The organism is Achromobacter sp. Marseille-Q4962, assembly GCF_943737005.1.
In the GTDB taxonomy this organism is placed as follows: domain Bacteria; phylum Pseudomonadota; class Gammaproteobacteria; order Burkholderiales; family Burkholderiaceae_B; genus Achromobacter.
In genome coordinates this window covers 1-23,422 of the sequence record NZ_CALSFU010000041.1, presented here as the reverse complement: position 1 = coordinate 23,422, position 23,422 = coordinate 1, and the positions used below count along the sequence as shown (strand labels likewise).

Below are 23,422 nucleotides of genomic sequence, written 5' to 3'. Positions count from 1 at the left end.
GCCGCCGAACTTGCTCGACAGCACCGTCGTGATGGCCGCCGTCAACGTCGTTTTGCCGTGGTCAACGTGACCAATCGTACCCACGTTCACGTGCGGCTTGGTACGTTCAAACTTGCCTTTTGCCATGATCTCTATCCTTTGACTTTCAAGGAAACTTGGATGTTTGCCGCGCTGCCCTGAGGCAGACGCGGCGAGGGTTGTTTACTTGGCCCGAGCGGCGATGACTTCGTCAGCGACGTTCTTCGGAGCCTCGGCGTAATGCTTAAATTCCATCGTGTAGGTCGCACGGCCCTGCGTCAGCGAACGCAGGTTCGTGGCGTAGCCGAACATCTCGGCCAGCGGCACCTCGGCCTTGATGACCTTGCCGCCGCCAACCATGTCGTCCATGCCCTGGACCATGCCGCGACGGGACGACAGGTCGCCCATCACGGTGCCGGCGTAGTCTTCGGGCGTTTCGACTTCAACGGCCATCATGGGTTCGAGCAGCACAGGGCTGGCCTTGCGCATGCCTTCCTTGAACGCCATGGAACCAGCCATCTTGAACGCGTTTTCGTTCGAGTCCACGTCGTGGTACGAACCGAAGAACAGCGTGACCTTGACGTCCACGACCGGATAGCCGGCCAGGATGCCCGACGGCAGGGTTTCCTGGATGCCCTTGTCCACCGCGGGGATGAACTCGCGCGGCACCACGCCGCCCTTGATGGCGTCCACGAATTCGTAGCCGCCGCCCGGTTCCAGCGGTTCCAGCTTGATCACGACGTGACCGTACTGGCCGCGGCCGCCCGACTGCTTGACGAACTTGCCTTCGACTTCTTCGCAGGTCTTGCGGATGGTTTCGCGGTAGGCCACCTGGGGCTTGCCGACGTTGGCTTCCACGCCGAATTCGCGCTTCATGCGGTCGACGATGATTTCCAGGTGCAGCTCGCCCATGCCCGAAATGATGGTCTGGCCGGATTCTTCGTCGCTGCGCACGCGGAACGACGGATCTTCCTGCGCCAGGCGCGACAGCGCCAGGCCCATCTTTTCCTGGTCGGCCTTGGACTTGGGTTCCACGGCCTGCGAAATCACGGGCTCGGGGAACTCCATGCGCTCCAGCGTCACGTGCGAATCGACGTCGCACAGCGTTTCGCCGGTGGTCACGTCCTTCAGGCCCACGACGGCGGCGATGTCGCCGGCCAGAACTTCCTTGATTTCCTCGCGGTTGTTCGCGTGCATCTGCAGGATGCGGCCGATGCGTTCCTTCTTGCCCTTGACCGGGTTGTAGACCGTGTCGCCCGATTTCAGCACGCCCGAGTAGACGCGCACGAAGGTGAGCTGGCCGACGAACGGGTCGGTCATGAGCTTGAACGCCAGCGCAGAGAACTTCTCGCCGTCGTCGGCCTTGCGCTTGACTTCGTTGCCGTCGTCGTCGGTGCCTTCGACCGGCGGGATGTCGACCGGCGAGGGCAGGTAGTCGATGACGGCGTCGAGCATGCGCTGCACGCCCTTGTTCTTGAAGGCGGTGCCGCACAGCATCGGCTGGATTTCGCCGGCGATGGTGCGCTGGCGCAGGGCCTGGTTGATCTCGGCTTCGTCCAGCTCGCCGGTCTCGAGGTACTTGTTCATCAGTTCCTCGGACGACTCGGCGGCGGCCTCCACCAGCTTCTCGCGCCATTCCTCGGCGGAAGCCTGGAGCTCGGCCGGGATGTCTTCGTAGTCGAACTTGGTGCCCTGGCTGGCTTCGTCCCAAATGATCGCCTTCATCTTGATGAGGTCGATCACGCCCTTGAAGGTGTCTTCGGCGCCGATCGGGATCACGATGGGCACGGGGTTGGCGCGCAGGCGCGTCTTCAGCTGGTCATAGACCTTGAAGAAGTTGGCGCCGGTGCGGTCCATCTTGTTGACGAACGCCAGGCGCGGCACGCCGTACTTGTTGGCCTGGCGCCACACGGTTTCCGACTGCGGCTGCACGCCACCCACGGCGCAGTACACCATGCAGGCGCCGTCCAGCACGCGCATGGAACGCTCCACCTCGATGGTGAAGTCCACGTGTCCCGGGGTGTCGATGATGTTGATGCGGTGCTCGGGGTAGTTGCCGGCCATGCCACGCCAAAACGCCGTCGTAGCAGCCGACGTAATGGTGATGCCACGCTCTTGCTCTTGTTCCATCCAGTCCATGGTGGCGGCGCCATCATGCACTTCGCCAATCTTGTGATTGACGCCGGTGTAGAACAGGATGCGTTCGGTCGTGGTGGTTTTCCCTGCATCGATGTGCGCAGAGATACCAATGTTGCGATAGCGCTCGATCGGGGTTTTGCGGGCCATGGTGGGTTAGTCCTTAAATTACCAGCGGAAATGGCTGAAGGCCTTGTTGGCCTCGGCCATCTTGTGCGTGTCTTCGCGCTTCTTCATCGCGGCGCCACGACCTTCGGCGGCGTCGATCAGTTCGCCAGCAAGACGCAGGTCCATCGACTTCTCGCCACGCTTCTTGGCGGCTTCACGGAGCCAACGCATAGCCAGGGCCAGGCGGCGCACGGGGCGCACTTCAACCGGCACTTGGTAGTTGGCACCGCCAACGCGGCGGCTCTTCACTTCGACGATGGGCTTGATGTTGTTGATCGCCGTGCTGAAAACCTCGAGCGGCTCCTTGCCGGTCTTGGCTTGCACTTGCTCGAGGGCGCCGTAGACGATGCGCTCGGCGACGGCCTTCTTGCCGTCCAGCATGACGACGTTCATGAACTTGGCGAGCTCGACGCTGCCGAACTTGGGATCGGGCAGAATCTCGCGCTTGGGTACTTCGCGACGACGGGGCATTGTTGCTTCCTTGTGTCTGTTCAGTTGAACCGTGTTTCCTACACGGCCATGGCCGCCCAACGGGACGACCCCTTACGTGCCGCGCACCTGCCTGTACGGGTCGGCGCGGTTGCACATCTTCCTTCGTGACGGACCTCCGCCACCAAGGGGTACTGCGTGATACTGCTTGCTATCAAGCCTTCTTCGGACGCTTGGCGCCGTACTTCGAGCGGGCCTGCTTGCGGTCCTTGACGCCTTGCAGGTCGAGGGAACCGCGCACGATGTGGTAGCGCACACCGGGCAAGTCCTTCACACGACCGCCACGCACCAGAACCACCGAGTGCTCCTGCAGGTTGTGGCCTTCGCCGCCGATGTACGAAATGACTTCGTAACCGTTGGTCAGGCGAACCTTGGCGACCTTGCGCAGAGCGGAGTTCGGCTTCTTGGGGGTGGTGGTGTACACGCGCGTGCACACGCCGCGGCGTTGCGGGCAGTTTTCGAGCGCAGGGCTCTTGCTTTTGATGATGCTGACTTCGCGCGGCTTGCGCACGAGTTGGCTAATGGTAGGCATGACCTTTGAAATCCCTTTTACGTACCACTGGTAGTACTACTGGTAGTACTTACGTACTTTCCTCCTCGGGATGGGCTCCCTCGGAGCAGGCAGTTCGCGCAAAACCGCCTCAAACGTTCGTATACGTAAAAGAGCGGACTTGCCAACAAACCATGTAAACGCACAACCTACTGCCAGATGCCGGCCGATGCCGAAGGGCTGTTCCGTGTCAGGTTCGTGACGCACCTGCCGCCGCCCCGCCTTGCCATCCAACCCGGCAAGAACCGGGCGCACGCACTTGGCGCAAATAAAGCAGTAAGCCCTTTAGCATAACTTAGACCTGGCTGTCATGTCAAAGAACTTTGCAACGCAGCATATGGCCGCGTTGCCGGCGGAAGACGCGAGAATCCGGGAGAACCGCGCATGCTGGCTGAAAATCGGCCCAAAAAGAGGGTCGCATCGTGCGCGGTCACCGATCGGCGAACAGGTATCCGCTGCCGTATACCGTGCGAATGGGCAGAATGATTCCCGCCATTTCCGCCTTGCGGCGCAGCCGGCTGATGATCACGTCGATGCTGCGCGCGCTGCTGGCGCGCGCAGCGCCTCCTTCGACACGCAATTCCTCAGCGAGTTCGCTGCGGCCCACCGCACGGCCGGCCACCTCGAACAGGGCGCGCACGATCAGGCGCTCGTTGGAGGACAGGGAAATGGTCGCGCCGCTGGGCGCGACCAGCGTCCAGCCCTGGTCGCGCAGCTCCCACTCGCCGGGCGTGCCGTCGGCGTCCCCGGCGGCGGGCGGCGAATCGGACGGCAGGCGCCGGGCCAGGGCCAGCAGGATGCATGCGAGTTCGCGGGGGTCGCCGGGCTCGGGCAGGCAGGCGTCGGCGCCGCCCTGAAGGCAGCGCAGGCGGACGTCGACCGTCAGGCCCCGTCCCATCACCACGATACCCATGGGCGAGGAGCCGCGCAGCCGCGCCACCAGCGCATAGCCGATCTCGCCGAGCGAAGCGACGTCCAGCGCCACGGCATCGCAGGCGCCGGCGGCGAGCAAGCCGAACAACTCCAGCGAAGTCGAGCAGCCGCGGGCGGAAATGCCGGCCTGCAGCAGCGCCGAAACCGCCGCGGACCGCAGCGCCTCGTCGGGCGACATCAACAATACGCGCAATTGATTCATTTTCGATTCCATCCCGCGTCCCGCGGGCTTGTCGACACGAGCAAGCCTCCGCACGGACACGCAAAGGGTTGTCTGGAACGCGCCATGAAAACCGCAGCAACGATTGCTGCACCGCGAGCAGCGGCATACGGCGGGCGGGGTGGATGGGTTCGTGTCGAGCAGCCCCGCCAAGTGGCGGCGCGGCGCGTTGCGCGCCCGCCGCGGCGAATTGGAAACAGTGTGGCGTCCCGGACTGCAACAACTCCAGTCAAGATTCGTTAACTTTGCAATGTTTGACAGTTCCTGACGCGGCATTCCCAAGACGGCGGCGCACCCGGGTTATCATTCGTTTACACATTCCCCGCCCGCACCGGAAGGCGCCGACAGGCGCCGCGCAGCAACCCTCGCGAGAAAAAATCTAATGAGAATTGCGTCGCTGGAAGACGATCTGGACCAGGCGCGCCATATTCAGCAAGTCCTGACCGCCGCTGGCTACGATTGCGGCAGTTACCAGCAGAGCCGAGACCTGCTCGCTGCCCTGCGCAGTGAAACATTCGACCTCGTGCTGCTGGACTGGCACCTGCCCGACATGGACGGCGATGAGGTGCTGCGCTGGATCCGCGCCAATGTCGGCCATCGCATTCCCGTCATTTTCCTCACCAACCGTTCCGGCGAAGACGACCTGGTGAAAGGCCTGCGCGCGGGCGCCGACGATTACATCGTCAAGCCGCTGCGCCCCATGGAGCTGCTGGCGCGCGTGGCCGCGCTGCTGCGCCGCAGCCGGCTGTCCGATCCGGTCGACGAAACCTTCGAGGTGGCCAGCTATCGCATCGATCCCGCGGCCCGCACCATCTCGCTCAACGGCGTTCCGGTCGCCCTCGCTCCCAAGGAATGCGAACTGGCCCTGCTTTTTTTCCGCAACCTGGGCCGCCTGATGTCGCGCGACGTGCTGGCCGAATGCGTATGGAACCGCGAAATCCCGGCCACGTCGCGCACGCTGGACACGCATCTGTCGAACATTCGCCAAAAGTTGCAATTGCGCCCCGAGAACGGCGTGCGCCTGAGCTCGTCCTATGCCCTGGGATACCGGCTGGAACTGGTTGGCCAGGGCGGCGAGGACGCCCGCGCCCCGCAATGAACCGCGCCCCCCGCAAACCGGCCCCCACTGGAGAGACATACATGAGCCGCCCGAGCGCGCCTTTCCTGCCTGCTCTGACCGCGTGCGCTGTCGGCGCCCTGCTCGCGCACGCCGCGCTGGCCCAGCCCGCCGGCGCGCTGGGCGAAGACTTCATCTACCGCGTGCGGCCCGGCGACACCCTGATCGAGCTGGCCACCGCCTACACGGGCAATCCCTCCAACTGGAACCCCCTTCAGACGCTGAACCGCGTCATCACGCCGGAGCTGCTGCCCATCGGCCTGGAGCTGCGCATCCCGCTGTCCATGATTCCCGAACGTCCCGCACAGGCCACGGTGGCGCACGTCAGCGGCCAGGCGACCCGGGACGGAAAAGCCGTGCAGCCGGGCGAGCGCGTGGCCGAAGGCAGCACGATCGCCACGGCCCCGGGCGGGTTCGTCACCCTGCAGCTGGCCGACGGCTCCACCCTGACCGTGCCGTCGGAAGGCGCGGTGGAACTGCAGCGGCTGCGCCAATTCGAGCATTCGCACCTGACCGATTCCGTGATCCGGGTGCGCCAGGGCACGGTGGAATCCTCCGTGGCGCCCGCCGGCCAGGGCGTGGGCCGCTTCGAAGTGCGCACGCCGGTGGCGGTGACGGGCGTGCGTGGCACGCGCTTCCGCGTGCAGGCGGCCGCCAACGGCATGCAGAGCGAAGTGCTGGAAGGCAGCGTGCGGCTGCAGCCGCATGCCCCGCAGGCCGCTCCCGCACGCACCGTCGCCGTGCAGCGCGGCTTCGGCGCCAAGGTGGCCGCCGACGGCCGCATGTCGGAGGTGCGCCCCCTGCTGGCCGCTCCCCGGCTCGGCCCCGCCCAGCGTCTCGGCGGAGGCGTCTGGACCAGCGCCTTCGCGCCGGTCCCGGGCGCAAGGCAGTACCTGGTGCGCGTCTCGCGCGACCCGCAGGGCGCGCTGCCGGTGTCGTCGACGGTCTACGCCACCAACGACATCCGGTTCTCCGCTTCGCGCGCCGGCACGCACTACGTCTCCGTGCGCGCCATCGACGAGCTGGGCCTGGGCGGCGAAGACGCCATCGTCAGTTTCGAAGGAGCCAACCAGCTCATGACTTCCTACGGGCTGGGGGTGTCTTCCGGCTCCGGCGGATTGGTGACGCTCACCGATTACTGAGGCAGCCATGCCCGAAACCGCCGAACCGCAGGACCGGACATCGCGCTCAGGGCTGTGGCTGACGGCGGCGCTGGCGCTGCTGGCCGCCCTGCTGGGCTGGTGGAACGGCCTGGGGCGGGTGGACCAGATTCTGTATGACCGGGCGGTAACGCTTGCCGGCCGCCCGGCGGCGAACGACATCGTCATCGTCGCGATCGATGACGCCAGTATCGAGGCGCTGGGCCGCTGGCCCTGGCGGCGCGCGATCCATGCCGCGCTGCTCGAACGCCTGCGGAACGCCCGCGCCGTCGGCATGGACCTGATACTCGCCGAGCCCGACGGCGTCCATCCGGCGGATGACGCCATTCTGGCCGCCAGCATGCGCCGGCACGGACGCGTGGTGCTGCCGGTGGTGTTCGACCGTCTGCGCACGCCCACCACGCTCAGTTCCCCCATTCCGCTGCTGGCCGAGGCGGCCGCCGGCGAGGGTTTCATCAACGCCCTGGTGGACGCCGACGGCAGCGTGCGCCGGGCCGTGCTTTCGGTGGATTTCGGGGGCCGGCGCTGGAATACCCTGGCGCTGGCCATGGTGGCCGTGGGCGGCGAAGGAGAACGGGCCACGCATTTTCTCCGCCAGGCGGCGCAGGATGCCTCCATTCTGATTCCCTATGCCGGACCGGCGGCCCACATGCGCACGGTGTCGTATCTTTCCGTGCTGCGGGGCGAGGTGCCGCCCTCGGCGCTGCAGGGCAAGTATGTACTCGTGGGCGCATGGGCCACGGGCCTGGGAGATATGTTTCCCACGCCCGTGTCGCGGGAGGGCAATGGCATGTCCGGCGTGGAAATCCAGGCCAACCTGCTGCAGGCGGCGCGCGAGCGCATGGCCTTCCAGCCCACGCCGCCCTGGCTGGCGTCGCTGCTGTCCGCGCTGCCCGTCCTGCTGGCCTGTCTGGCGCTCTGGCGCCTTTCGCCCAAGCAGGCGCTGCTGGTCTGCGTAGGACTGCTTTTCGCCATCCTGGCCCTGGCGGCGCTGCTGCTGATCCACGGGCACGAATGGTTTGCGCCATCGGCCGCCCTGCTGGGCGTGGCGCTGGCCTACCCCGCCTGGAGCTGGCGCAGCCAGGAAGCGGCGCTGCGCTACATGGATAACGAGCTGCGCCGCCTGCAGCGCGAATACCCGCCCGTCCTCAACGAAGCGCGCGCGCTGTCGGCCGACCCGGGCGCGTCGCTGGAAAGCCGGATCGGCGAGCTGCGCCGCGCGCTGGCGCGGGTGCGCAACCTGCGGCGCTTCCTTGCCGACGGGCTGGACGGCATGCCCGACGCCACCCTGGTTTTCGACCAGGACGGCCGCGTGCAATTCCGCAACCAGGCGGCCGTCATGTATTTCCGGCGGCTGGGGCTGCGGCCCCCCCGCATGGGCCATCCGGCCATGCATCTGCTGGCGCACACCATCCCGGACGACGAGGCCCGCCAGCGGGTGGCGGAAGCGCTGCGGGGCCTGGGCCCGGCCGCATCCGCGTCGCCATGGAGCGCCGACCTGGAACTGCGCGACAAAGCAGGCCGCGACCTCATCCTGAAATGCGCACCCATCCACACGGCCGAAGGCAACTTCGCCGGCACGGTGGCCACGCTCACGGATATCTCGCGCATCCGCCGCGCGGAGCGGCAGCGCGAGGAAACGCTGCGCTTCATTTCGCACGACATGCGCGCTCCCCAGAGCTCGATACTGGCGCTGGTGGACATGCAGCGCGCCGGGCCTGCCCCACCCGAGCAGGAAGAAACCCTGGACCGCATCGCCCAGTTGGCCCGCCGCACCTTGCGGCTGGTGGACGATTTCGTGCACCTGACGCGCGCGGAGTCCATGACCATCGGCACGACGGAACTGGATCTGTCCAGCCTGCTGCAGGACGCCGTGGACGAGTTCTGGGCTCCGGCCCGCCAGCGCAGCATCGCGCTGGAAATCGCCCAGCCCCTGCCTTGCGCCTATGTGCAGGGCGACCAGACCCTGCTCATGCGCTCGCTGTGCAACCTGATCGACAACGCCATCAAGTACAGCCCGGCGCAGACCCGCATCCATTGCAGCATCGCCGAGGACGCGGGGTGCTGGCGCGTGGCCATCCGCGACCAGGGCCAGGGCATCGCCCCCGAGAACCTGGGCCGCCTCTTCGAGCCCTTCTCGCGAATGGCCGCCGACACGCGCAACGACGTGGGCGGCGCGGGCCTGGGGCTGGCTTTCGTGCGCACGGTGGCCGAACGCCACAACGGACGCGTGGAGGTGTCCAGCGTCCCGGGCGCCGGCTCGGTGTTCACCCTCGTGCTGCCAAAAGCGCCCGAGCCGGAGGAAGGCTGACCGCTTCCTACTGGAAGGTGTGGGAAATGACGGCGGGCTGGCCCGGCTTGATCTCCAGCGTCGCGCGGTAGGGCGGCAGGTCGGCGTTGCGCAGCACGACCTGGTACTTGCCCGGGATCAGCCGTATTTCTTTCACCGGCGGGCTGATGCCCTTGGCGATGCCGTTGACCCATACCTCGCCCCAAGGCCGGATATCAAGCCGCACCCGGACAGGCACGGGCTTGGCCTTGGGAGCCTCGTCGGCGGCGGGCGGCGCTTCGACCGTTGGGGGCGGCGCGGCCTGCTCGGGCGGGGAAGCGGGCACGCCAGCGCCCTCCGCCTGGGCGGCGGACGGCGTCTCGGTCGGGGCGGCCGGGGGCTGGGCGCCGTCCGGAGCGGGCGCCGGGACAGGCTCCGGCGCGGACGCCGGCGGTGTCTCGGCCGTGCCGGAGGCCGTGGACAGCCCCGCGGATGGCGGCACGACTTCCGAGCTGCGGATGACGGAATGGGAGGTTCCCAAATTGAACTGGAACCAGGCATACAAGGCCGCGCCCCCCAGCGCCACCGCCAGCAGCAGCGCCAGCAAGGGGAGCCGCGATCCGCGACGCGCACCGCGCACGGCTTCCGCCGGCGCGGCGCAAGCCGCGACGGCGGTTCCCGCCGCCTCGTCGTTCGCGGCGGGCGCCGCCTCCTCCAGCTGCGCGGAAATACCGAGCAGGTGTGCAAGCTGCTCCAGCGTCTGCGGACGGTCTTCGGGATGCATGGCGAGCCCGGCATCGATGACGGCCAGGAACTCCTGGCTGTATTTGGGCGGGCCCACGACGGCCAGGGGCTCATAGGGATCGACGGCGCGCCGCTCCGGGGCGGGCGCCGGCCGCGCGCCGGTCACCAGCGAGTGCATGACGGCACAAAGCGCATAGATGTCGGTCCAGGGGCCGCGCGGCCATTCGGCGGAGTCGGTGGTGTACAGCTCGAAGGGGGCAAAGCCGGACGCCGGCACGGCGTTCGAGCGCTGGGAAAGCGGATCCTCGACCTCCGGCATCAGGTGCGCGTGCGCGTTCTCGTCCATGCCGACCATGTCCAGGCTGACTCCTCCGCAGATTTCGGCCTGCGCATGCAGCGCGGCGAGCGAGGGAATCAGATCGGAGACGATCCGCTTGATGCGGGACTCCGGCACCCCTCCCGCCGAGGTGGCGGCGATGGCGCTCAAGGGACGCAACGCAAGCGGCGCGGCGCCGGAAAACGGACCGCGGGGCGTCAGCAGACCGGCGGATGAAGGCATGATAGGTGCTGCGCGCAGGCGCAAGAAATACAGATAGGAATTTTAATAGGGCGAATATTATCCAATCCGTCCGGCCAGGGCATTGCGGAAAATGTCCGAGCGCATCAGGCTGTGGCACGATTGGACTCGGCCGAAACAATCTTTATTTTTCAGGAAGCCCATGAAACTCCGCACCCTGAACACCGCGCTGGGCATCTCGGTACTCCTTTCCGGCTGCGCCGCCCTCTCCCCGCTCACCGCCGAGCCGCCTCCCACGGCAGAAGCCGTGGCGGAACTGCAACAGGTCCGCGACGACTACGCGGCCGGCCGCTACGGCGCGGTGATCCGCGGCGTGGCCACTTCCGATGCGCTGGCCACCGCGCCCAAGGCCGTGCGCATCGAAGCCTACAAACTGCAGGCGTTCAGCTATTGCGTCACCCGCTACGCCCAGCTCTGCCAGGACAGCTTTGCCCGCATCCTGCAACTGGACCCCGGCTTTCAACTCGCCCCCAACGAGGCCGGCCATCCCATTTGGGGGCCGGTATTCCGGCGCGCCAGGGCCCGGGCCGCGGAATAGGCGCCGCTCTCGGAAAAAACAAAGGCCGCTGGCATAAGCCAGCGGCCTTTTTGCTGCGGCCGGCGCCTGCCAGGAAGACAGGGCGCCGACGGTGGCGGGACGAACCCGGCAAGGACCCGCTTATTCGGCGGTATCCTCGCTTCCGGCGTCGGAAGCCGGAGCCTCCGGCTCGGTGTCCGAACCCACCGTGACCGGCGAGTCTTCGAACGGGTTGGCCATCTGGCGGGCGGCTTCGCGTTCCGCGGCCTCCAGCGCTTCCTTGTCCTTGCGGGCCAGGTGGTACGCCAGGCCGGTGCCCGCCGGGATCAGGCGGCCGACGATGACGTTTTCCTTCAGGCCGCGCAGGTCGTCGCGCTTGCCCATGATGGCGGCCTCGGTCAGGACGCGGGTGGTTTCCTGGAACGACGCGGCCGAGATGAACGAGTCGGTCGACAGCGATGCCTTGGTAATGCCCAGCAGCACGTTGTCGTAGGTGGCCGGACGCTTGCCTTCGGCAACGACGCGGTCGTTCTCGTTGAGCAGCTCGGAGCGCTCGACCTGCTCGCCCGGGATGAAGTCGGTATCGCCGGCATCGACGATATTCACGCGGCGCAGCATCTGGCGAACGATCACCTCGATGTGCTTGTCGTTGATCTTCACACCCTGCAGGCGGTACACGTCCTGGACTTCGTCCACGATGTAGGTCGCCAGTTTTTCGATGCCCTGCAGGCGCAGGATGTCGTGCGGGTCGGCCGGGCCGTCCACGATCATTTCACCCTTGTTCACCACCTGGCCGTCGTGCACCAGCACCTGTTTTTCCTTCGGAATCAGGAACTCGTGGCTGACGCCTTCCAGGTCGGTGATGACCAGGCGCTGCTTGCCCTTGGTGTCCTTGCCGAACGAAACCGTGCCGGTGACGTCGGCGAGCATGCCGGCATCCTTGGGCGAACGCGCTTCGAACAGCTCGGCCACGCGCGGCAGACCGCCGGTAATGTCGCGGGTCTTCTGCGATTCCTGCGGAATGCGCGCCAGCACCTCGCCCACGGCGACCTGCTGGCCGTCGCGCACGGTGATGAGCGCGCCGACCGGGAACGAGATGTTCACCGAGTGATCGGTGCCGGCGATCTTGACGTCTTCGCCGTTCTCGTTGACCAGCTTGATCTGCGGACGCATGACGGTTTTGCCGCTGCGCGTCTTGGGCGTGATGACGACCAGCGTCGACAGGCCGGTAACTTCGTCCACCTGCTTGGCGACGGTAACGCCTTCCTCGATGTTCTCGAAGCGCACGGCGCCGCCGTACTCCGAAACGATCGGACGGGTCAGCGGATCCCAGGTCGCCAGGCGGGTGCCGGCCTTGACGGCTTCGCCGTCGCCCACCAGCACGGTGGCGCCGTAGGGGATCTTATGGCGTTCGCGCTCGCGGCCGTTGTCATCGAAGATGGCCAGTTCGCCCGAACGCGAGATCGCCACACGCTCGCCCTTGGCGTTGGTGACGTAGCGCATGGTGCTGGCGAAGCCCACGGTGCCGCTGGACTTCGTTTCGACCGCGCTGGCCAGGGCCGAACGCGAGGCCGCGCCGCCGATGTGGAACGTACGCATCGTAAGCTGCGTGCCCGGTTCGCCGATGGACTGGGCGGCGATGACGCCGACCGCCTCGCCCTGGTTGACCGGCGTGCCGCGGCCGAGGTCGCGGCCGTAGCAGTGCGCGCACAGGCCATGGCGCGTTTCGCAGGTCAGCGGCGTGCGGACCTTGACTTCGTCCACGCCCAGGCGGTCGATCATGTCGACCATGTCTTCGTCCAGCAGGGTGCCGGCGGTGATGGCCGTTTCCTGCGTGTCGGGATTGACGATGTCCACGGCAGCCACGCGGCCCAGAATGCGGTCGCGCAGCGGCTCGATGACTTCGCCGCCCTCGACCAGCGCCTTCATGGCGTAGCCCTGGGACGTGCCGCAATCTTCCTCGGTGATGACCAGGTCCTGCGTGACGTCCACCAGGCGGCGGGTCAGGTAGCCCGAGTTCGCGGTCTTCAGCGCCGTGTCGGCCAGGCCCTTGCGCGCGCCGTGCGTCGAAATGAAGTACTGCAGTACGTTCAGGCCTTCGCGGAAGTTCGCGGTAATGGGCGTTTCGATAATGGAGCCGTCCGGCTTGGCCATCAGGCCGCGCATGCCGGCGAGCTGGCGGATCTGGGCGGCCGAACCGCGCGCGCCCGAGTCGGCCATCATGTAGATGGAGTTGAACGACTCCTGGCGCACTTCCTCGCCGTGACGGTTGATCACGGGCTCGGTGGCGAGCTGTTCCATCATCGCCTTGCCGACCTTGTCGCCGGCCTTGCCCCAGATGTCCACCACGTTGTTGTAGCGCTCTTGCGAGGTCACCAGGCCCGACGAGTACTGCTTGTCGATTTCCTTCACTTCGCGGCTGGCCTCGGCCAGGATCGCTTCCTTGGCCTTCGGGATCAGCATGTCTTCCATGGCGATGGAAATGCCGCCGCGCGTGGCCAGGCGGAAACCCGACTGCATCAGCTTGTCGGCGAAGATCACCGTATCGCGCAGGCCGCAGCGGCGGAACGACTGGTTGATCAGGCGCGAGATTTCCTTCTTCTTGAGCGCCTTGTTCAGCACCGAGAAGGGCAGGCCCTTGGGCAGGATCTCCGACAGCAGCGCACGGCCGACCGTCGTCTCGTGACGGCGGATCACGGGCTGCCATTCGTTGTTCTCGTCGCGCTCGTATTCGGTCAGGCGCACGGTGATGCGGCTCTGCAGCTCGACTTCGCCGTTGTCATAGGCGCGCTGCACCTCGGCCACGTCGGTAAAGAAGATGCCTTCGCCCTTGCCGTTGATGCGCTCGCGGGTCGTGTAGTACAGACCCAGCACGATATCCTGCGACGGCACGATGGACGGTTCGCCGTTGGCCGGGAACAGGACGTTGTTCGAGGCCAGCATCAGCGTGCGCGCCTCGAGCTGGGCTTCCAGCGACAGCGGCACGTGCACGGCCATCTGGTCGCCGTCGAAGTCGGCATTGAACGCCGCGCAGACCAGCGGATGGAGCTGGATGGCCTTGCCTTCGATCAGCACGGGCTCGAAGGCCTGGATGCCCAGGCGGTGCAGCGTGGGCGCACGGTTCAGCATGACCGGGTGCTCGCGGATCACCTCTTCGAGGATGTCCCACACCACCGGCTCCTGGCTTTCCACGAGCTTCTTGGCGGCCTTGATGGTCGTGGCCAGGCCCATCATCTCCAGGCGGTTGAAGATGAACGGCTTGAACAGTTCCAGGGCCATCAGCTTGGGCAGGCCGCACTGGTGCAGCTTGAGCTGCGGGCCCACCACGATGACCGAACGGCCCGAGTAGTCGACGCGCTTGCCCAGCAGGTTCTGGCGGAAACGGCCGCTCTTGCCCTTGATCATGTCGGCCAGCGACTTGAGCTGGCGCTTGTTGGCGCCCGTCATGGCCTTGCCGCGGCGGCCGTTGTCCAGCAGCGAGTCGACGGCTTCCTGCAGCATGCGCTTTTCGTTGCGCAGAATGATTTCCGGCGCCTTGAGCTCGAGCAGGCGCTTGAGGCGGTTGTTGCGGTTGATGACGCGGCGATACAGGTCGTTCAGGTCGGAGGTCGCGAAGCGGCCGCCGTCCAGCGGCACCAGCGGACGCAGGTCCGGCGGCAGCACGGGCAGCACTTCCATGACCATCCACTCGGGCTTGATGCCCGACTTCTGGAAGCCTTCCAGCACCTTCAGGCGCTTGGAGATCTTCTTGATCTTGGCTTCGGAGCTGGTGGCCTTCAGCTCGCCGCGCAGCGTTTCCACTTCGCGGTCGATATCGATGGTGCGCAGCAGTTCGCGCACGGCTTCGGCGCCCATGAGCGCGCGGAAGTCGTCGCCGTACTCTTCGGTCTTGGCGAGGAAGTCGTCATCGGACATGATCTGGCCGCGCTTGAGCGGCGTCATGCCGGGCTCGATCACGCACCAGGCTTCGAAGTAGAGCACGCGCTCGATGTCGCGCAGCGTCATGTCGAGCACCATGCCCAGGCGCGACGGCAGGCTCTTCAGGAACCAGATGTGCGCAACCGGGCTGGCCAGCTCGATGTGGCCCATGCGTTCGCGGCGGACCTTGGCGACGGTGACTTCGACGCCGCACTTTTCGCAGATCACGCCGCGGTGCTTCAGGCGCTTGTACTTGCCGCAAAGGCACTCGTAGTCCTTGATGGGGCCGAAGATCTTGGAGCAGAACAGACCATCGCGTTCCGGCTTGAACGTGCGGTAGTTGATGGTCTCGGGCTTGCGCACTTCGCCGTAAGACCACGAACGGATCTTCTCGGGCGACGCGATGCCGATCTTGATGGCATCGAATTGCTCGTCTTGCGAGACTTGCTTAAAGAGGTCGAGTAGCGCTTTCATTAGTTACGCTCCAAATCCATGTCCAGGGCCAACGAGCGGATTTCCTTGACCAGCACGTTGAACGATTCCGGCATGCCGGCGTCGATGACGTGGTCGCCCTTGACGATGTTTTCGTATACCTTGGTGCGGCCGGTGATGTCGTCGGACTTCACCGTCAGCATTTCCTGCAGGGTGTAGGCGGCGCCGTAGGCTTCCAGCGCCCACACTTCCATTTCCCCGAACCGCTGGCCGCCGAACTGCGCCTTGCCGCCCAGCGGCTGCTGGGTGACGAGCGAGTACGGGCCGGTCGAACGGGCGTGCATCTTGTCGTCGACCAGGTGGTGCAGCTTCAGGTAGTGCATGTAGCCCACGGTGACCGGGCGCTCGAATTTCTCGCCGGTGCGGCCGTCATAGAGCCAGGCCTGGGTGCGCGACGGCGTGAGCTGCATGCGCTCGGCCACCTCGTCGGGATAGGCCAGTTCCAGCATCTTGCCGATTTCCTCTTCCGTCGCGCCGTCGAAGACGGGCGTGGCGAACGGCACGCCGTTCTTGAGGTTCTGCGCCATCTCGATGACTTCGTCGTCGGTCAGCTCGTCGATGCGCGCGCCGGTGCCGGTCGTGTTGTAGACCTTCTCCAGGTAGGCGCGCACGTTCTTGACCTGCGCCGTGCGCTCGTCGCGCAGCATGTCGGCGATGCGCTGGCCCACGCCCTTGGCGGCCCAGCCCAGGTGCACTTCGAGCACCTGGCCGACGTTCATGCGCGAAGGCACGCCCAGCGGGTTCAGCACGATGTCGGCAGGCGTGCCGTCGGCCATGTGGGGCATGTCCTCGACGGGGGTGATGCGCGAAACCACGCCCTTGTTGCCGTGACGGCCGGCCATCTTGTCGCCGGGCTGCAGGCGGCGCTTGACGGCCAGGTACACCTTGATCATCTTCAGCACGCCCGGCGGCAGTTCGTCGCCCTGCGTGAGCTTCTTGCGCTTTTCCTCGAAGGCCAGGTCGAACTGGTGGCGCTTCTGCTCGAGCGACTCCTTGGCCTGTTCCAGCACCACGGCGTGGGCTTCGTCGGCCAGGCGGATGTCGAACCACTGCCAGCGGTCCAGGTCGGCCAGGTAGGCCTTGGTGATGGTGGCGCCCTTGGCGAGCTTGCGCGGGCCGCCGTTGACGGTCTTGCCGACCAGCATCTTCTCGATACGGTCGAACTGGTCGTTCTCGACGATGCGTAGCTGGTCGTTCAGGTCCTGGCGGTAGCGGCGCAGTTCGTCGTCGATGATGGACTGGGCGCGCTTGTCGCGCACGATGCCTTCGCGCGTGAACACCTGCACGTCGATGACGGTGCCGGTCATGCCCGAGGGCACGCGCAGCGAGGTGTCCTTCACGTCGGACGCCTTCTCGCCGAAGATGGCGCGCAGCAGCTTCTCTTCCGGCGTGAGCTGGGTCTCGCCCTTGGGCGTGACCTTGCCCACCAGCACGTCGTCGGCGCTGACTTCGGCGCCGATGTAGCAGATGCCCGAGTCATCCAGGCGGTTGAGCTGGGCTTCGGCCAGGTTGCTGATGTCGCGGGTGATTTCCTCGGGTCCGAGCTTGGTGTCGCGCGCGACGACCGTCAGTTCCTCGATGTGGATCGAGGTGTAGCGGTCATCGGCCACGACCTTCTCGGAGATCAGGATCGAGTCCTCGAAGTTGTAGCCGTTCCAGGGCATGAACGCGATCAGCATGTTCTGGCCCAGGGCGAGTTCGCCCAGGTCCGTCGATGCGCCGTCGGCCAGCACGTCGCCCTTGGCGACCTTGTCGCCGCGCTTGACGATGGGACGCTGGTTGATGTTCGTGTTCTGGTTGGAGCGGGTGTACTTGATGAGGTTGTAGATGTCCACGCCCACTTCGCCGGCGACGTTTTCGTCGTCGTTGACGCGGATCACCACGCGCTCGGCGTCGACGTGGTCGACCACGCCGCCGCGCAGCGCCTGCACGGTGGTGCCGGAGTCGACCGCCACGGTGCGCTCGATGCCGGTGCCCACCAGGGGCTTCTCGGGGCGCAGGCAGGGCACGGCCTGGCGCTGCATGTTGGCGCCCATCAGCGCGCGGTTGGCGTCGTCGTGCTCCAGGAACGGAATCAGCGAGGCCGCGACCGACACGATCTGCGACGGCGCCACGTCCATGTAGTGCACGTTGGCCGGCGCCGTGAGCATGGTTTCACCCGCTTCGCGGCAGGCCACCAGGTCGTCCTTGAAGCGGCCTTCCTCGTCCAGCGCCGCGTTCGCCTGGGCGATCACGTAGTGGCTTTCCTCGATGGCCGACAGGTAGTCGATCTGGTCGCTCACCTTGCCGTCGATGACCTTGCGATAGGGCGTTTCCAGGAAGCCGTACTCGTTCAGGCGGGCGTACAGCGCCATGGAGTTGATCAGGCCGATGTTCGGGCCTTCCGGCGTTTCGATCGGGCAGACGCGGCCATAGTGCGTGGGGTGCACGTCGCGCACTTCGAAGCCGGCGCGCTCGCGGGTCAGGCCGCCCGGGCCCAGCGCGGAAACACGACGCTTGTGCGTGATTTCCGACAGCGGGTTGGTCTGGTCCATGAACTGCGACAGTTGGCTCGAGCCGAAGAACTCCTTGATGGCGGCCGAGATCGGCTTGGAGTTGATCAGGTCGTGCGGCATCAGGTTTTCGGTTTCGGCCTGGCCCAGGCGTTCCTTGACGGCACGCTCGACGCGCACCAGGCCGGCGCGGAACTGGTTTTCGGCCAGTTCGCCCACGCAACGCACGCGGCGGTTGCCCAGGTGGTCGATGTCGTCGATCTGGCCACGGCCGTTGCGCAGCTCCACCAGCACCTTGATGGTGTCGAGGATGTCCTCGTTGGTCAGCGTCATGGGGCCGGACGTGTCTTCGCCCCGGCCCAGACGGCTATTGACCTTCATGCGGCCCACGCGCGACAGATCGTAGGTTTCCTCGCTGTAGAACAGGCGCTGGAACAGGGCCTCGACCGCTTCCTCGGTGGGCGGCTCGCCCGGACGCATCATGCGGTAGATGGCGATGCGGGCAGCGTTCTGGTCGGCGGTTTCGTCGGTGCGCAGCGTCTGCGAAATGTAGGGGCCGCGGTCCAGGTCGTTCGTGTAGAGCGTCTGGATCTCGCGCACGTTGGCCGCGCGCAGCGCCGACAGCACGCTTTCGGTGATCTCGTCGTTGGCGTTGGCAATGACCTCGCCCGTGTCGGGATCGACGATGTTCTTGGCCAGCACGCGGCCATAGAGGAATTCCTCGGGCACGGAAACGCGCTGGATGCCGCCGTTGGCGAGATCGCGCAGATGCTTGGCGTTGATGCGCTTGTCCTTCTCGACGATCACCTTGCCGGAACGGTCGGTGATGTCGAAGCGGGCCATTTCGCCCTTCCAGCGCTCAGGCACGAACTCCATCATCGCGCCTTCGCTCTTCAGTTCGAAGTTGTCGAAGTCGAAGAAGTTGGCCAGAATGGTTTCGGGCGTCATGCCGATCGCCTTGCACAGGATCGTGACCGGCATCTTGCGGCGGCGGTCGACGCGGAAGAACAGGATGTCCTTCGGGTCGAACTCGAAATCGAGCCAGGAGCCGCGGTAGGGAATCACCCGGGCGGAGAAAAGCAGCTTGCCGGAGCTGTGGGTCTTGCCGCGGTCGTGCTCGAAGAACACGCCGGGCGAGCGGTGCAGCTGCGACACGATGACGCGTTCCGTGCCGTTGATGACGAAGGAGCCGGTGCTGGTCATGAGCGGAATCTCGCCCATGTACACTTCCTGCTCCTTCACTTCCTTGATGGTGGGCTTGCTGACTTCGCGGTCGAGCAGCACCAGGCGGACCTTGGCGCGCAGCGGCGACGCGTAGGTCAGGCCACGTTGCTGACATTCCTTGACATCGAACACCGGTTCGCCGAGCGAATAGCTCACGAACTCGAGGCGCGCCATTCCGTTGTGGCTAACAATCGGGAAAATCGACGTAAACGCCGCCTGCAAGCCGTCGGCAACGCGTTCGGACGGGGCGGTATCCGCCTGCAGGAAAGTTAGGTAGGATTGAAGCTGAGTCGCCAGCAGGAAGGGAACGTTCTGAACGTCTTCACGCTTGGCGAAGCTTTTGCGGATGCGCTTTTTTTCGGTGTACGAGTAAGGCATGAGCACTCCGACTCGAGGTTGCATGGGCCGTCAACCACGGCCCCAGGTGATACGACTCCAGGAAACCCCACTGAAAAGCTCGGGCCGTCAGTAGGGGTTTCCTGGAAACGCAAAAGCCCGGGGACGGCAAACTGCGCTGTCCCCGGGCAGTTGACGCAAGGTCTTACTTGACTTCGACCTTGGCGCCAGCTTCTTCCAGCTTCTTCTTGGCGGCTTCGGCGTCAGCCTTGGCGATGCCTTCCTTGACGGGCTTCGGAGCGCCGTCCACCAGGTCCTTGGCTTCCTTCAGGCCCAGGCCCGTCAGTTCGCGCACGGCCTTGATGACGCTCACCTTGTTGGCGCCGGCTTCGGCCAGCACGACGGTGAACTCGGTCTGCTCTTCAGCGGCGGCGGCGGCGCCACCGGCAGCGGGAGCAGCCACGGCCACGGCGGCGGCGGCAGCCGACACGCCGAACTTCTCTTCCATTTCCTTGATCAGCTCGGACAGCTCGAGCACGGTCATGCCAGCGATGGCGTCAAGGATTTCAGCTTTGCTAAGTGCCATTTTCTAAGAACTCCAATAATTGGGTAATGCCAGGGTTTGGGTGTCGCTCGGTCGTTCAGCGAAGTCCGGGGGCGAGGCCTCAGGCCGCCGCCTTCTGGTCGCGGACCGCAGCCAGGCCACGGGCGAACTTGGTCGGAACTTCGTTGAGCGTACGCACGAATTGCGCGATGGGGGCTTGCATGGTGCCCAGCAGCTTCGAGAGCAACTCTTCGCGCGAAGGCATGGTGGCCAGGGCCTTCACGCCGTCTTGGTTCAACAGGTTGTTGGGCAGAGCGCCCGCCTTGATGACCAGCTTGTCGTTGCTTTTCGCGAAACCTGCGAGGACCTTGGCCGCGGCGACCGGATCAGCGCTGATACCGTAGATCAGCGGACCGGTGAGTTGCTCGGCGATCGGCTCGAAAGCCGTGCCGGCAACCGCACGACGGGCCAGCGTGTTCTTCAGAACACGCAGGTACACGCCCGATTCACGCGCAGTTTTGCGCAGTACGGTGACAGAGGCGACGTCCAGACCACGGTACTCGGCGATAACGATCGACTGGGCCTTGGCGACTTCCGCCGAGACTTCCTCGATCACCACCGCTTTCTCTTGACGATTGAGACTCACGGTTTGAACACTCCATCAAAAGACGCTTGGGGCGTAAGCCTTGCGCGTCAACCGAATGCGGCGCCTGGGTTGAGTTCTTCAAATAAAAAGAAATCTTCCGTGGGACGCCGTCTACGCTGGATCCGAACTGGGAAAGCTTCGGGATTAAGCGGGACAGCAGAGGTACGGCTTCGATGCTTCCGAAGGGGCGGACCCCTTTGCTACCCTGCTCCAGCGGTCTTTGACAGCAGCATCCGGAAGAGCCCGGATGCAGCCCAAAGTACGTTTTTCGCTGTGCCGCCCTATCAGGCCGACAGCGAGGCGATTTCCACGCGCGCGCCGCCGCCCATCGTGGACGAAACGGCCAGCTTGCGCAGGTAGATGCCCTTGGCAGCGGCGGGACGAGCCTTTTGCAGGGCGTCGACCAGGGCGGCCAGGTTGGTTTGCAGCTGTTCCACGCCGAACGACGCGCGGCCGATGGTGGCGTGGATGATGCCGGCCTTGTCGGTGCGGTATTGCACCTGACCGGCCTTGGCGTTCTTGACGGCGGTGGCCACGTCCGGGGTCACGGTGCCGACCTTGGGGTTCGGCATCAGGCCGCGGGGGCCCAGCACCTGGCCCAGGGCGCCCACGACGCGCATGGTGTCGGGCGAGGCGATGACCACGTCGAAGTCCATCTGGCCGGCCTTGATGCGCTCGGCCAGGTCGTCCAGGCCGACGATGTCGGCGCCGGCGGCCTTGGCGGCCTCGGCCTTGTCGCCCTGGGCGAACACGGCCACGCGGACGGTCTTGCCGGTGCCGGCGGGCAGCACCACGGAGCCGCGGACCAGCTGGTCGGACTTCTTGGGATCGATGCCGAGCTGCACGGCCACGTCGATGGATTCATCGAACTTGGCGACAGCGGTTTCCTTGACCAGGGCCAGGGCTTCGGCCACGGGGTACAGCTTGGTGCGATCGATCTTCTGGGCGATCGCGGCGGCGCGCTTGGACAGTTTTGCCATGATTAGATCCCCTCAACCGTGATGCCCATGCTGCGGGCGCTGCCAGCGATGGTGCGGACGGCGGCTTCCATGTCGGAAGCGGTCAGGTCCGGACTCTTGGTCTTGGCGATTTCCTCGGCCTGGGCGCGCGTCAGCGTGCCGACCTTGTCGGTGTGCGGCTTGGACGAGCCCTTCTGGACGCCGGCGGCCTTCTTGATGAGGACCGTCGCGGGCGGGGTCTTCATGATGAAGGTGAAGCTCTTGTCCGCGAAGGCGGTGATCACCACGGGGATCGGCAGACCCGGCTCCATGCCTTGGGTCTTGGCGTTGAACGCCTTGCAGAATTCCATGATGTTCAGGCCACGCTGACCCAGGGCCGGGCCAATCGGGGGGGAGGGGTTGGCCTTACCAGCCGGCACTTGCAGCTTGATAAAGCCGACGATCTTCTTCGCCATGCTTATGCTCCTTGCGGGTGATATCGCTACGCGTCAAGAGTTGCGCAGCTCCCCGGGGTTGAAATCAGGTCTTTTCGACCTGGCTGAAATCGAGCTCCACGGGCGTGGCGCGACCGAAAATGGTCACGGACACACGCACCTTGCTCTTTTCGTAGTTGACTTCCTCGACATTGCCGTTGAAGTCAGCAAACGGACCTTCCTTGACCCGCACCATCTCGCCCACCTCGAAGAGGATCTTGGGACGGGGCTTCTCGACACCCTCTTCCATCTGGGAGAGGATCTTCTCGACTTCCTTCTCGGAAATCGGGGTCGGGCGGTTGCCCGAGCCACCCAGAAAGCCGGTGACTCGGTTGGTGTTCTTGACCAAGTGCCACGTTTCGTCGGTCAGGTCCATCTCGACGAGGACGTAACCGGGGAAAATGCGACGCTCGGTGATGGACTTCTGGCCGCCCTTGACCTCGACGACTTCCTCGGAGGGCACGAGAATGCGACCAAAAGACGTCTGCAGGCCCGCGCGCTCGATGCGCTCGTTCAGGGCTTTCTGCACGCTTTTTTCCATGCCGGAGTACACATGGACGACATACCAACGCTTACTCATTCGCCGCCCTTATTTCCAGCCCAGCAGCAGGCCGTAGAGAATCCATTCGATGCCCTTGTCGAGCACCCACATGAAAATGCCCATGATCGCCACGAACGCGAAAACGATGCCCGTCATCTGGGTCGTTTCCTTGCGGGTGGGCCACGAGACACGCTTGACTTCGTTGTACGACTCGCTGGCAAAGCTCAGGGTGCGGCGACCGGGTTCGCTGAACCACGCGATCGCGGCTGCAATGACGAGGCTGCCGACGAACACCCCGATACGGGCAGGCATCGGCTGCGCGCTCAGCACAGAAAACCCGACGATGCCAGCAACAACGACAAGAACCGCCAGCCAGAGCTTGATCCGGTCAGCGGTGCTGGTGACATTTTCTACGCTGGTATTAGACATATTGCGACGCGAGCCGCCGTGTATGCGTAACTCGCGATGATCTCCCGCGGGTTTTCCTGGCGGTGGCAGGGGCAGTAGGAATCGAACCTACAACCTTCGGTTTTGGAGACCGACGCTCTGCCAATTGAGCTATGCCCCTAAAACACTACAGACTTGCACTCGCTGCTGGCCTATGTGCGAAACCTTGCGGAACCATACATAGTACTACTTTTCCAGCAAGAATGGATAGAGGGGCCGAAGCTCCTCTACCCATCGGGTATTGCTTGTTACAACTTAGGCGATGATCTTGGCGACCACGCCGGCGCCGACGGTACGGCCGCCTTCACGTATGGCGAAGCGCAGGCCTTCTTCCATGGCGATCGGCGACAGCAGCTTGACCGTCATCGTCACGTTGTCGCCCGGCAGCACCATCTCCTTGTCCTTGGGCAGATCGATCGTGCCCGTCACGTCCGTCGTGCGGAAGTAGAACT

Annotated in this window: 19 protein-coding genes and 1 tRNA gene; 4 read left to right on the top strand and 16 right to left on the bottom strand. The window is 65.3% G+C overall.

Annotated elements, in window-relative coordinates; genetic code table 11:
- The 5 genes from NGJ44_RS21895 to NGJ44_RS21875 all read right to left on the bottom strand — a co-directional run.
- Positions 1–126, bottom strand: a 126-nt coding sequence (locus tag NGJ44_RS21895; RefSeq protein WP_233175816.1) for a GTP-binding protein, incomplete at its 3' end; no start/stop codon positions are given.
- A gap of 75 nt (positions 127–201) precedes the next feature.
- A complete protein-coding gene (gene fusA / locus NGJ44_RS21890; RefSeq protein ID WP_053245872.1) occupies positions 202–2,304 on the bottom strand; it encodes an elongation factor G in 2,103 nt (700 codons plus the stop codon).
- An 18-nt stretch (positions 2,305–2,322) separates the two neighbouring features.
- Positions 2,323–2,793 carry a 30S ribosomal protein S7 gene (gene rpsG / locus NGJ44_RS21885; RefSeq protein ID WP_053245871.1) on the bottom strand — a complete coding sequence of 157 codons (471 nt, stop codon included), beginning with the start codon at positions 2,791–2,793 and terminating at the stop codon, positions 2,323–2,325.
- A 172-nt stretch (positions 2,794–2,965) separates the two neighbouring features.
- Positions 2,966–3,343, bottom strand: a complete 378-nt coding sequence (gene rpsL, locus NGJ44_RS21880) for a 30S ribosomal protein S12 (RefSeq protein ID WP_005017264.1) — start codon at positions 3,341–3,343, stop codon at positions 2,966–2,968.
- A 448-nt stretch (positions 3,344–3,791) separates the two neighbouring features.
- The gene (locus tag NGJ44_RS21875) at positions 3,792–4,496 is read right to left on the bottom strand and encodes a response regulator transcription factor (protein WP_251865780.1); all 705 of its coding nucleotides are present in this window, start codon (positions 4,494–4,496) and stop codon (positions 3,792–3,794) included.
- 400 nt (positions 4,497–4,896) lie between these two features.
- Between NGJ44_RS21875 and NGJ44_RS21870 the strand changes: the two genes are divergently transcribed.
- From NGJ44_RS21870 to NGJ44_RS21860, 3 genes are read left to right on the top strand one after another with little or no spacing between them, the layout of a single operon-like run.
- Positions 4,897–5,613 (top strand): response regulator transcription factor, encoded by a 717-nt coding sequence (locus tag NGJ44_RS21870; RefSeq protein WP_251865778.1) that lies wholly within the window; start codon positions 4,897–4,899, stop codon positions 5,611–5,613.
- A gap of 41 nt (positions 5,614–5,654) precedes the next feature.
- Positions 5,655–6,773, top strand: coding sequence for a FecR domain-containing protein (locus tag NGJ44_RS21865; RefSeq protein WP_251865776.1), 1,119 nt, complete (start codon positions 5,655–5,657; stop codon positions 6,771–6,773).
- Positions 6,774–6,780: 7 nt separating this feature from the next.
- Positions 6,781–9,102, top strand: a complete 2,322-nt coding sequence (locus tag NGJ44_RS21860; protein ID WP_251865774.1) for a CHASE2 domain-containing protein — start codon at positions 6,781–6,783, stop codon at positions 9,100–9,102.
- A 7-nt stretch (positions 9,103–9,109) separates the two neighbouring features.
- Here the strand turns inward: NGJ44_RS21860 and NGJ44_RS21855 are convergent, their stop codons facing one another.
- Positions 9,110–10,363 carry a serine/threonine-protein kinase gene (locus NGJ44_RS21855; RefSeq protein WP_251865773.1) on the bottom strand — a complete coding sequence of 418 codons (1,254 nt, stop codon included), beginning with the start codon at positions 10,361–10,363 and terminating at the stop codon, positions 9,110–9,112.
- 160 nt (positions 10,364–10,523) lie between these two features.
- On the opposite strand from NGJ44_RS21855, the gene NGJ44_RS21850 reads away from it, so the two are divergent.
- Complete coding sequence (locus tag NGJ44_RS21850) at positions 10,524–10,919, top strand: TssQ family T6SS-associated lipoprotein (RefSeq protein ID WP_053245242.1); 396 nt, start codon at positions 10,524–10,526, stop codon at positions 10,917–10,919.
- Between the two features lie 120 nt (positions 10,920–11,039).
- On the opposite strand, the gene rpoC is transcribed toward NGJ44_RS21850, so the two are convergent.
- The 10 genes from rpoC to NGJ44_RS21800 form a co-directional block, all read right to left on the bottom strand.
- Complete coding sequence (gene rpoC, locus NGJ44_RS21845) at positions 11,040–15,290, bottom strand: DNA-directed RNA polymerase subunit beta' (RefSeq protein ID WP_251865771.1); 4,251 nt, start codon at positions 15,288–15,290, stop codon at positions 11,040–11,042.
- Positions 15,290–19,402 (bottom strand): DNA-directed RNA polymerase subunit beta, encoded by a 4,113-nt coding sequence (gene rpoB / locus NGJ44_RS21840; RefSeq protein WP_053245243.1) that lies wholly within the window; start codon positions 19,400–19,402, stop codon positions 15,290–15,292. The genes rpoC and rpoB overlap by 1 nt, the downstream gene beginning before the upstream one ends.
- Before the next feature lie 163 nt (positions 19,403–19,565).
- Positions 19,566–19,946 carry a 50S ribosomal protein L7/L12 gene (gene rplL / locus NGJ44_RS21835; RefSeq protein ID WP_053245244.1) on the bottom strand — a complete coding sequence of 127 codons (381 nt, stop codon included), beginning with the start codon at positions 19,944–19,946 and terminating at the stop codon, positions 19,566–19,568.
- Positions 19,947–20,025: 79 nt separating this feature from the next.
- Positions 20,026–20,550 (bottom strand): 50S ribosomal protein L10, encoded by a 525-nt coding sequence (gene rplJ, locus NGJ44_RS21830; RefSeq protein WP_053245245.1) that lies wholly within the window; start codon positions 20,548–20,550, stop codon positions 20,026–20,028.
- Positions 20,551–20,834: 284 nt separating this feature from the next.
- Positions 20,835–21,530 carry a 50S ribosomal protein L1 gene (rplA, locus tag NGJ44_RS21825; protein ID WP_251865769.1) on the bottom strand — a complete coding sequence of 232 codons (696 nt, stop codon included), beginning with the start codon at positions 21,528–21,530 and terminating at the stop codon, positions 20,835–20,837.
- 2 nt (positions 21,531–21,532) lie between these two features.
- A complete protein-coding gene (gene rplK / locus NGJ44_RS21820) occupies positions 21,533–21,964 on the bottom strand; it encodes a 50S ribosomal protein L11 (protein ID WP_053245247.1) in 432 nt (143 codons plus the stop codon).
- Between the two features lie 64 nt (positions 21,965–22,028).
- A complete protein-coding gene (gene nusG, locus NGJ44_RS21815; RefSeq protein WP_251865767.1) occupies positions 22,029–22,562 on the bottom strand; it encodes a transcription termination/antitermination protein NusG in 534 nt (177 codons plus the stop codon).
- A 9-nt stretch (positions 22,563–22,571) separates the two neighbouring features.
- Positions 22,572–22,952, bottom strand: coding sequence for a preprotein translocase subunit SecE (secE, locus tag NGJ44_RS21810; RefSeq protein ID WP_053245248.1), 381 nt, complete (start codon positions 22,950–22,952; stop codon positions 22,572–22,574).
- Between the two features lie 63 nt (positions 22,953–23,015).
- Positions 23,016–23,091, bottom strand: a tRNA-Trp gene (locus NGJ44_RS21805).
- A 134-nt stretch (positions 23,092–23,225) separates the two neighbouring features.
- The coding region (locus NGJ44_RS21800; protein ID WP_502802159.1) for an EF-Tu C-terminal domain-related protein at positions 23,226–23,422 on the bottom strand (197 nt) is incomplete at its 5' end.

Coding starts and splice junctions, on each gene's coding strand:
- rpsG (WP_053245871.1), bottom strand. CDS start 2,793: ATGCCCCGTCGTCGCGAAGTACCCAAGCGCGAGATTCTGCCCGATCCC.
- NGJ44_RS21870 (WP_251865778.1), top strand. CDS start 4,897: ATGAGAATTGCGTCGCTGGAAGACGATCTGGACCAGGCGCGCCATATT.
- rplA (WP_251865769.1), bottom strand. CDS start 21,530: ATGGCAAAACTGTCCAAGCGCGCCGCCGCGATCGCCCAGAAGATCGAT.
- rpoC (WP_251865771.1), bottom strand. CDS start 15,290: ATGAAAGCGCTACTCGACCTCTTTAAGCAAGTCTCGCAAGACGAGCAA.
- NGJ44_RS21855 (WP_251865773.1), bottom strand. CDS start 10,363: ATGCCTTCATCCGCCGGTCTGCTGACGCCCCGCGGTCCGTTTTCCGGC.
- NGJ44_RS21875 (WP_251865780.1), bottom strand. CDS start 4,496: ATGAATCAATTGCGCGTATTGTTGATGTCGCCCGACGAGGCGCTGCGG.
- NGJ44_RS21865 (WP_251865776.1), top strand. CDS start 5,655: ATGAGCCGCCCGAGCGCGCCTTTCCTGCCTGCTCTGACCGCGTGCGCT.
- NGJ44_RS21850 (WP_053245242.1), top strand. CDS start 10,524: ATGAAACTCCGCACCCTGAACACCGCGCTGGGCATCTCGGTACTCCTT.
- rpoB (WP_053245243.1), bottom strand. CDS start 19,402: ATGCCTTACTCGTACACCGAAAAAAAGCGCATCCGCAAAAGCTTCGCC.
- secE (WP_053245248.1), bottom strand. CDS start 22,952: ATGTCTAATACCAGCGTAGAAAATGTCACCAGCACCGCTGACCGGATC.
- rplL (WP_053245244.1), bottom strand. CDS start 19,946: ATGGCACTTAGCAAAGCTGAAATCCTTGACGCCATCGCTGGCATGACC.
- nusG (WP_251865767.1), bottom strand. CDS start 22,562: ATGAGTAAGCGTTGGTATGTCGTCCATGTGTACTCCGGCATGGAAAAA.
- rplK (WP_053245247.1), bottom strand. CDS start 21,964: ATGGCGAAGAAGATCGTCGGCTTTATCAAGCTGCAAGTGCCGGCTGGT.
- fusA (WP_053245872.1), bottom strand. CDS start 2,304: ATGGCCCGCAAAACCCCGATCGAGCGCTATCGCAACATTGGTATCTCT.
- rpsL (WP_005017264.1), bottom strand. CDS start 3,343: ATGCCTACCATTAGCCAACTCGTGCGCAAGCCGCGCGAAGTCAGCATC.
- NGJ44_RS21860 (WP_251865774.1), top strand. CDS start 6,781: ATGCCCGAAACCGCCGAACCGCAGGACCGGACATCGCGCTCAGGGCTG.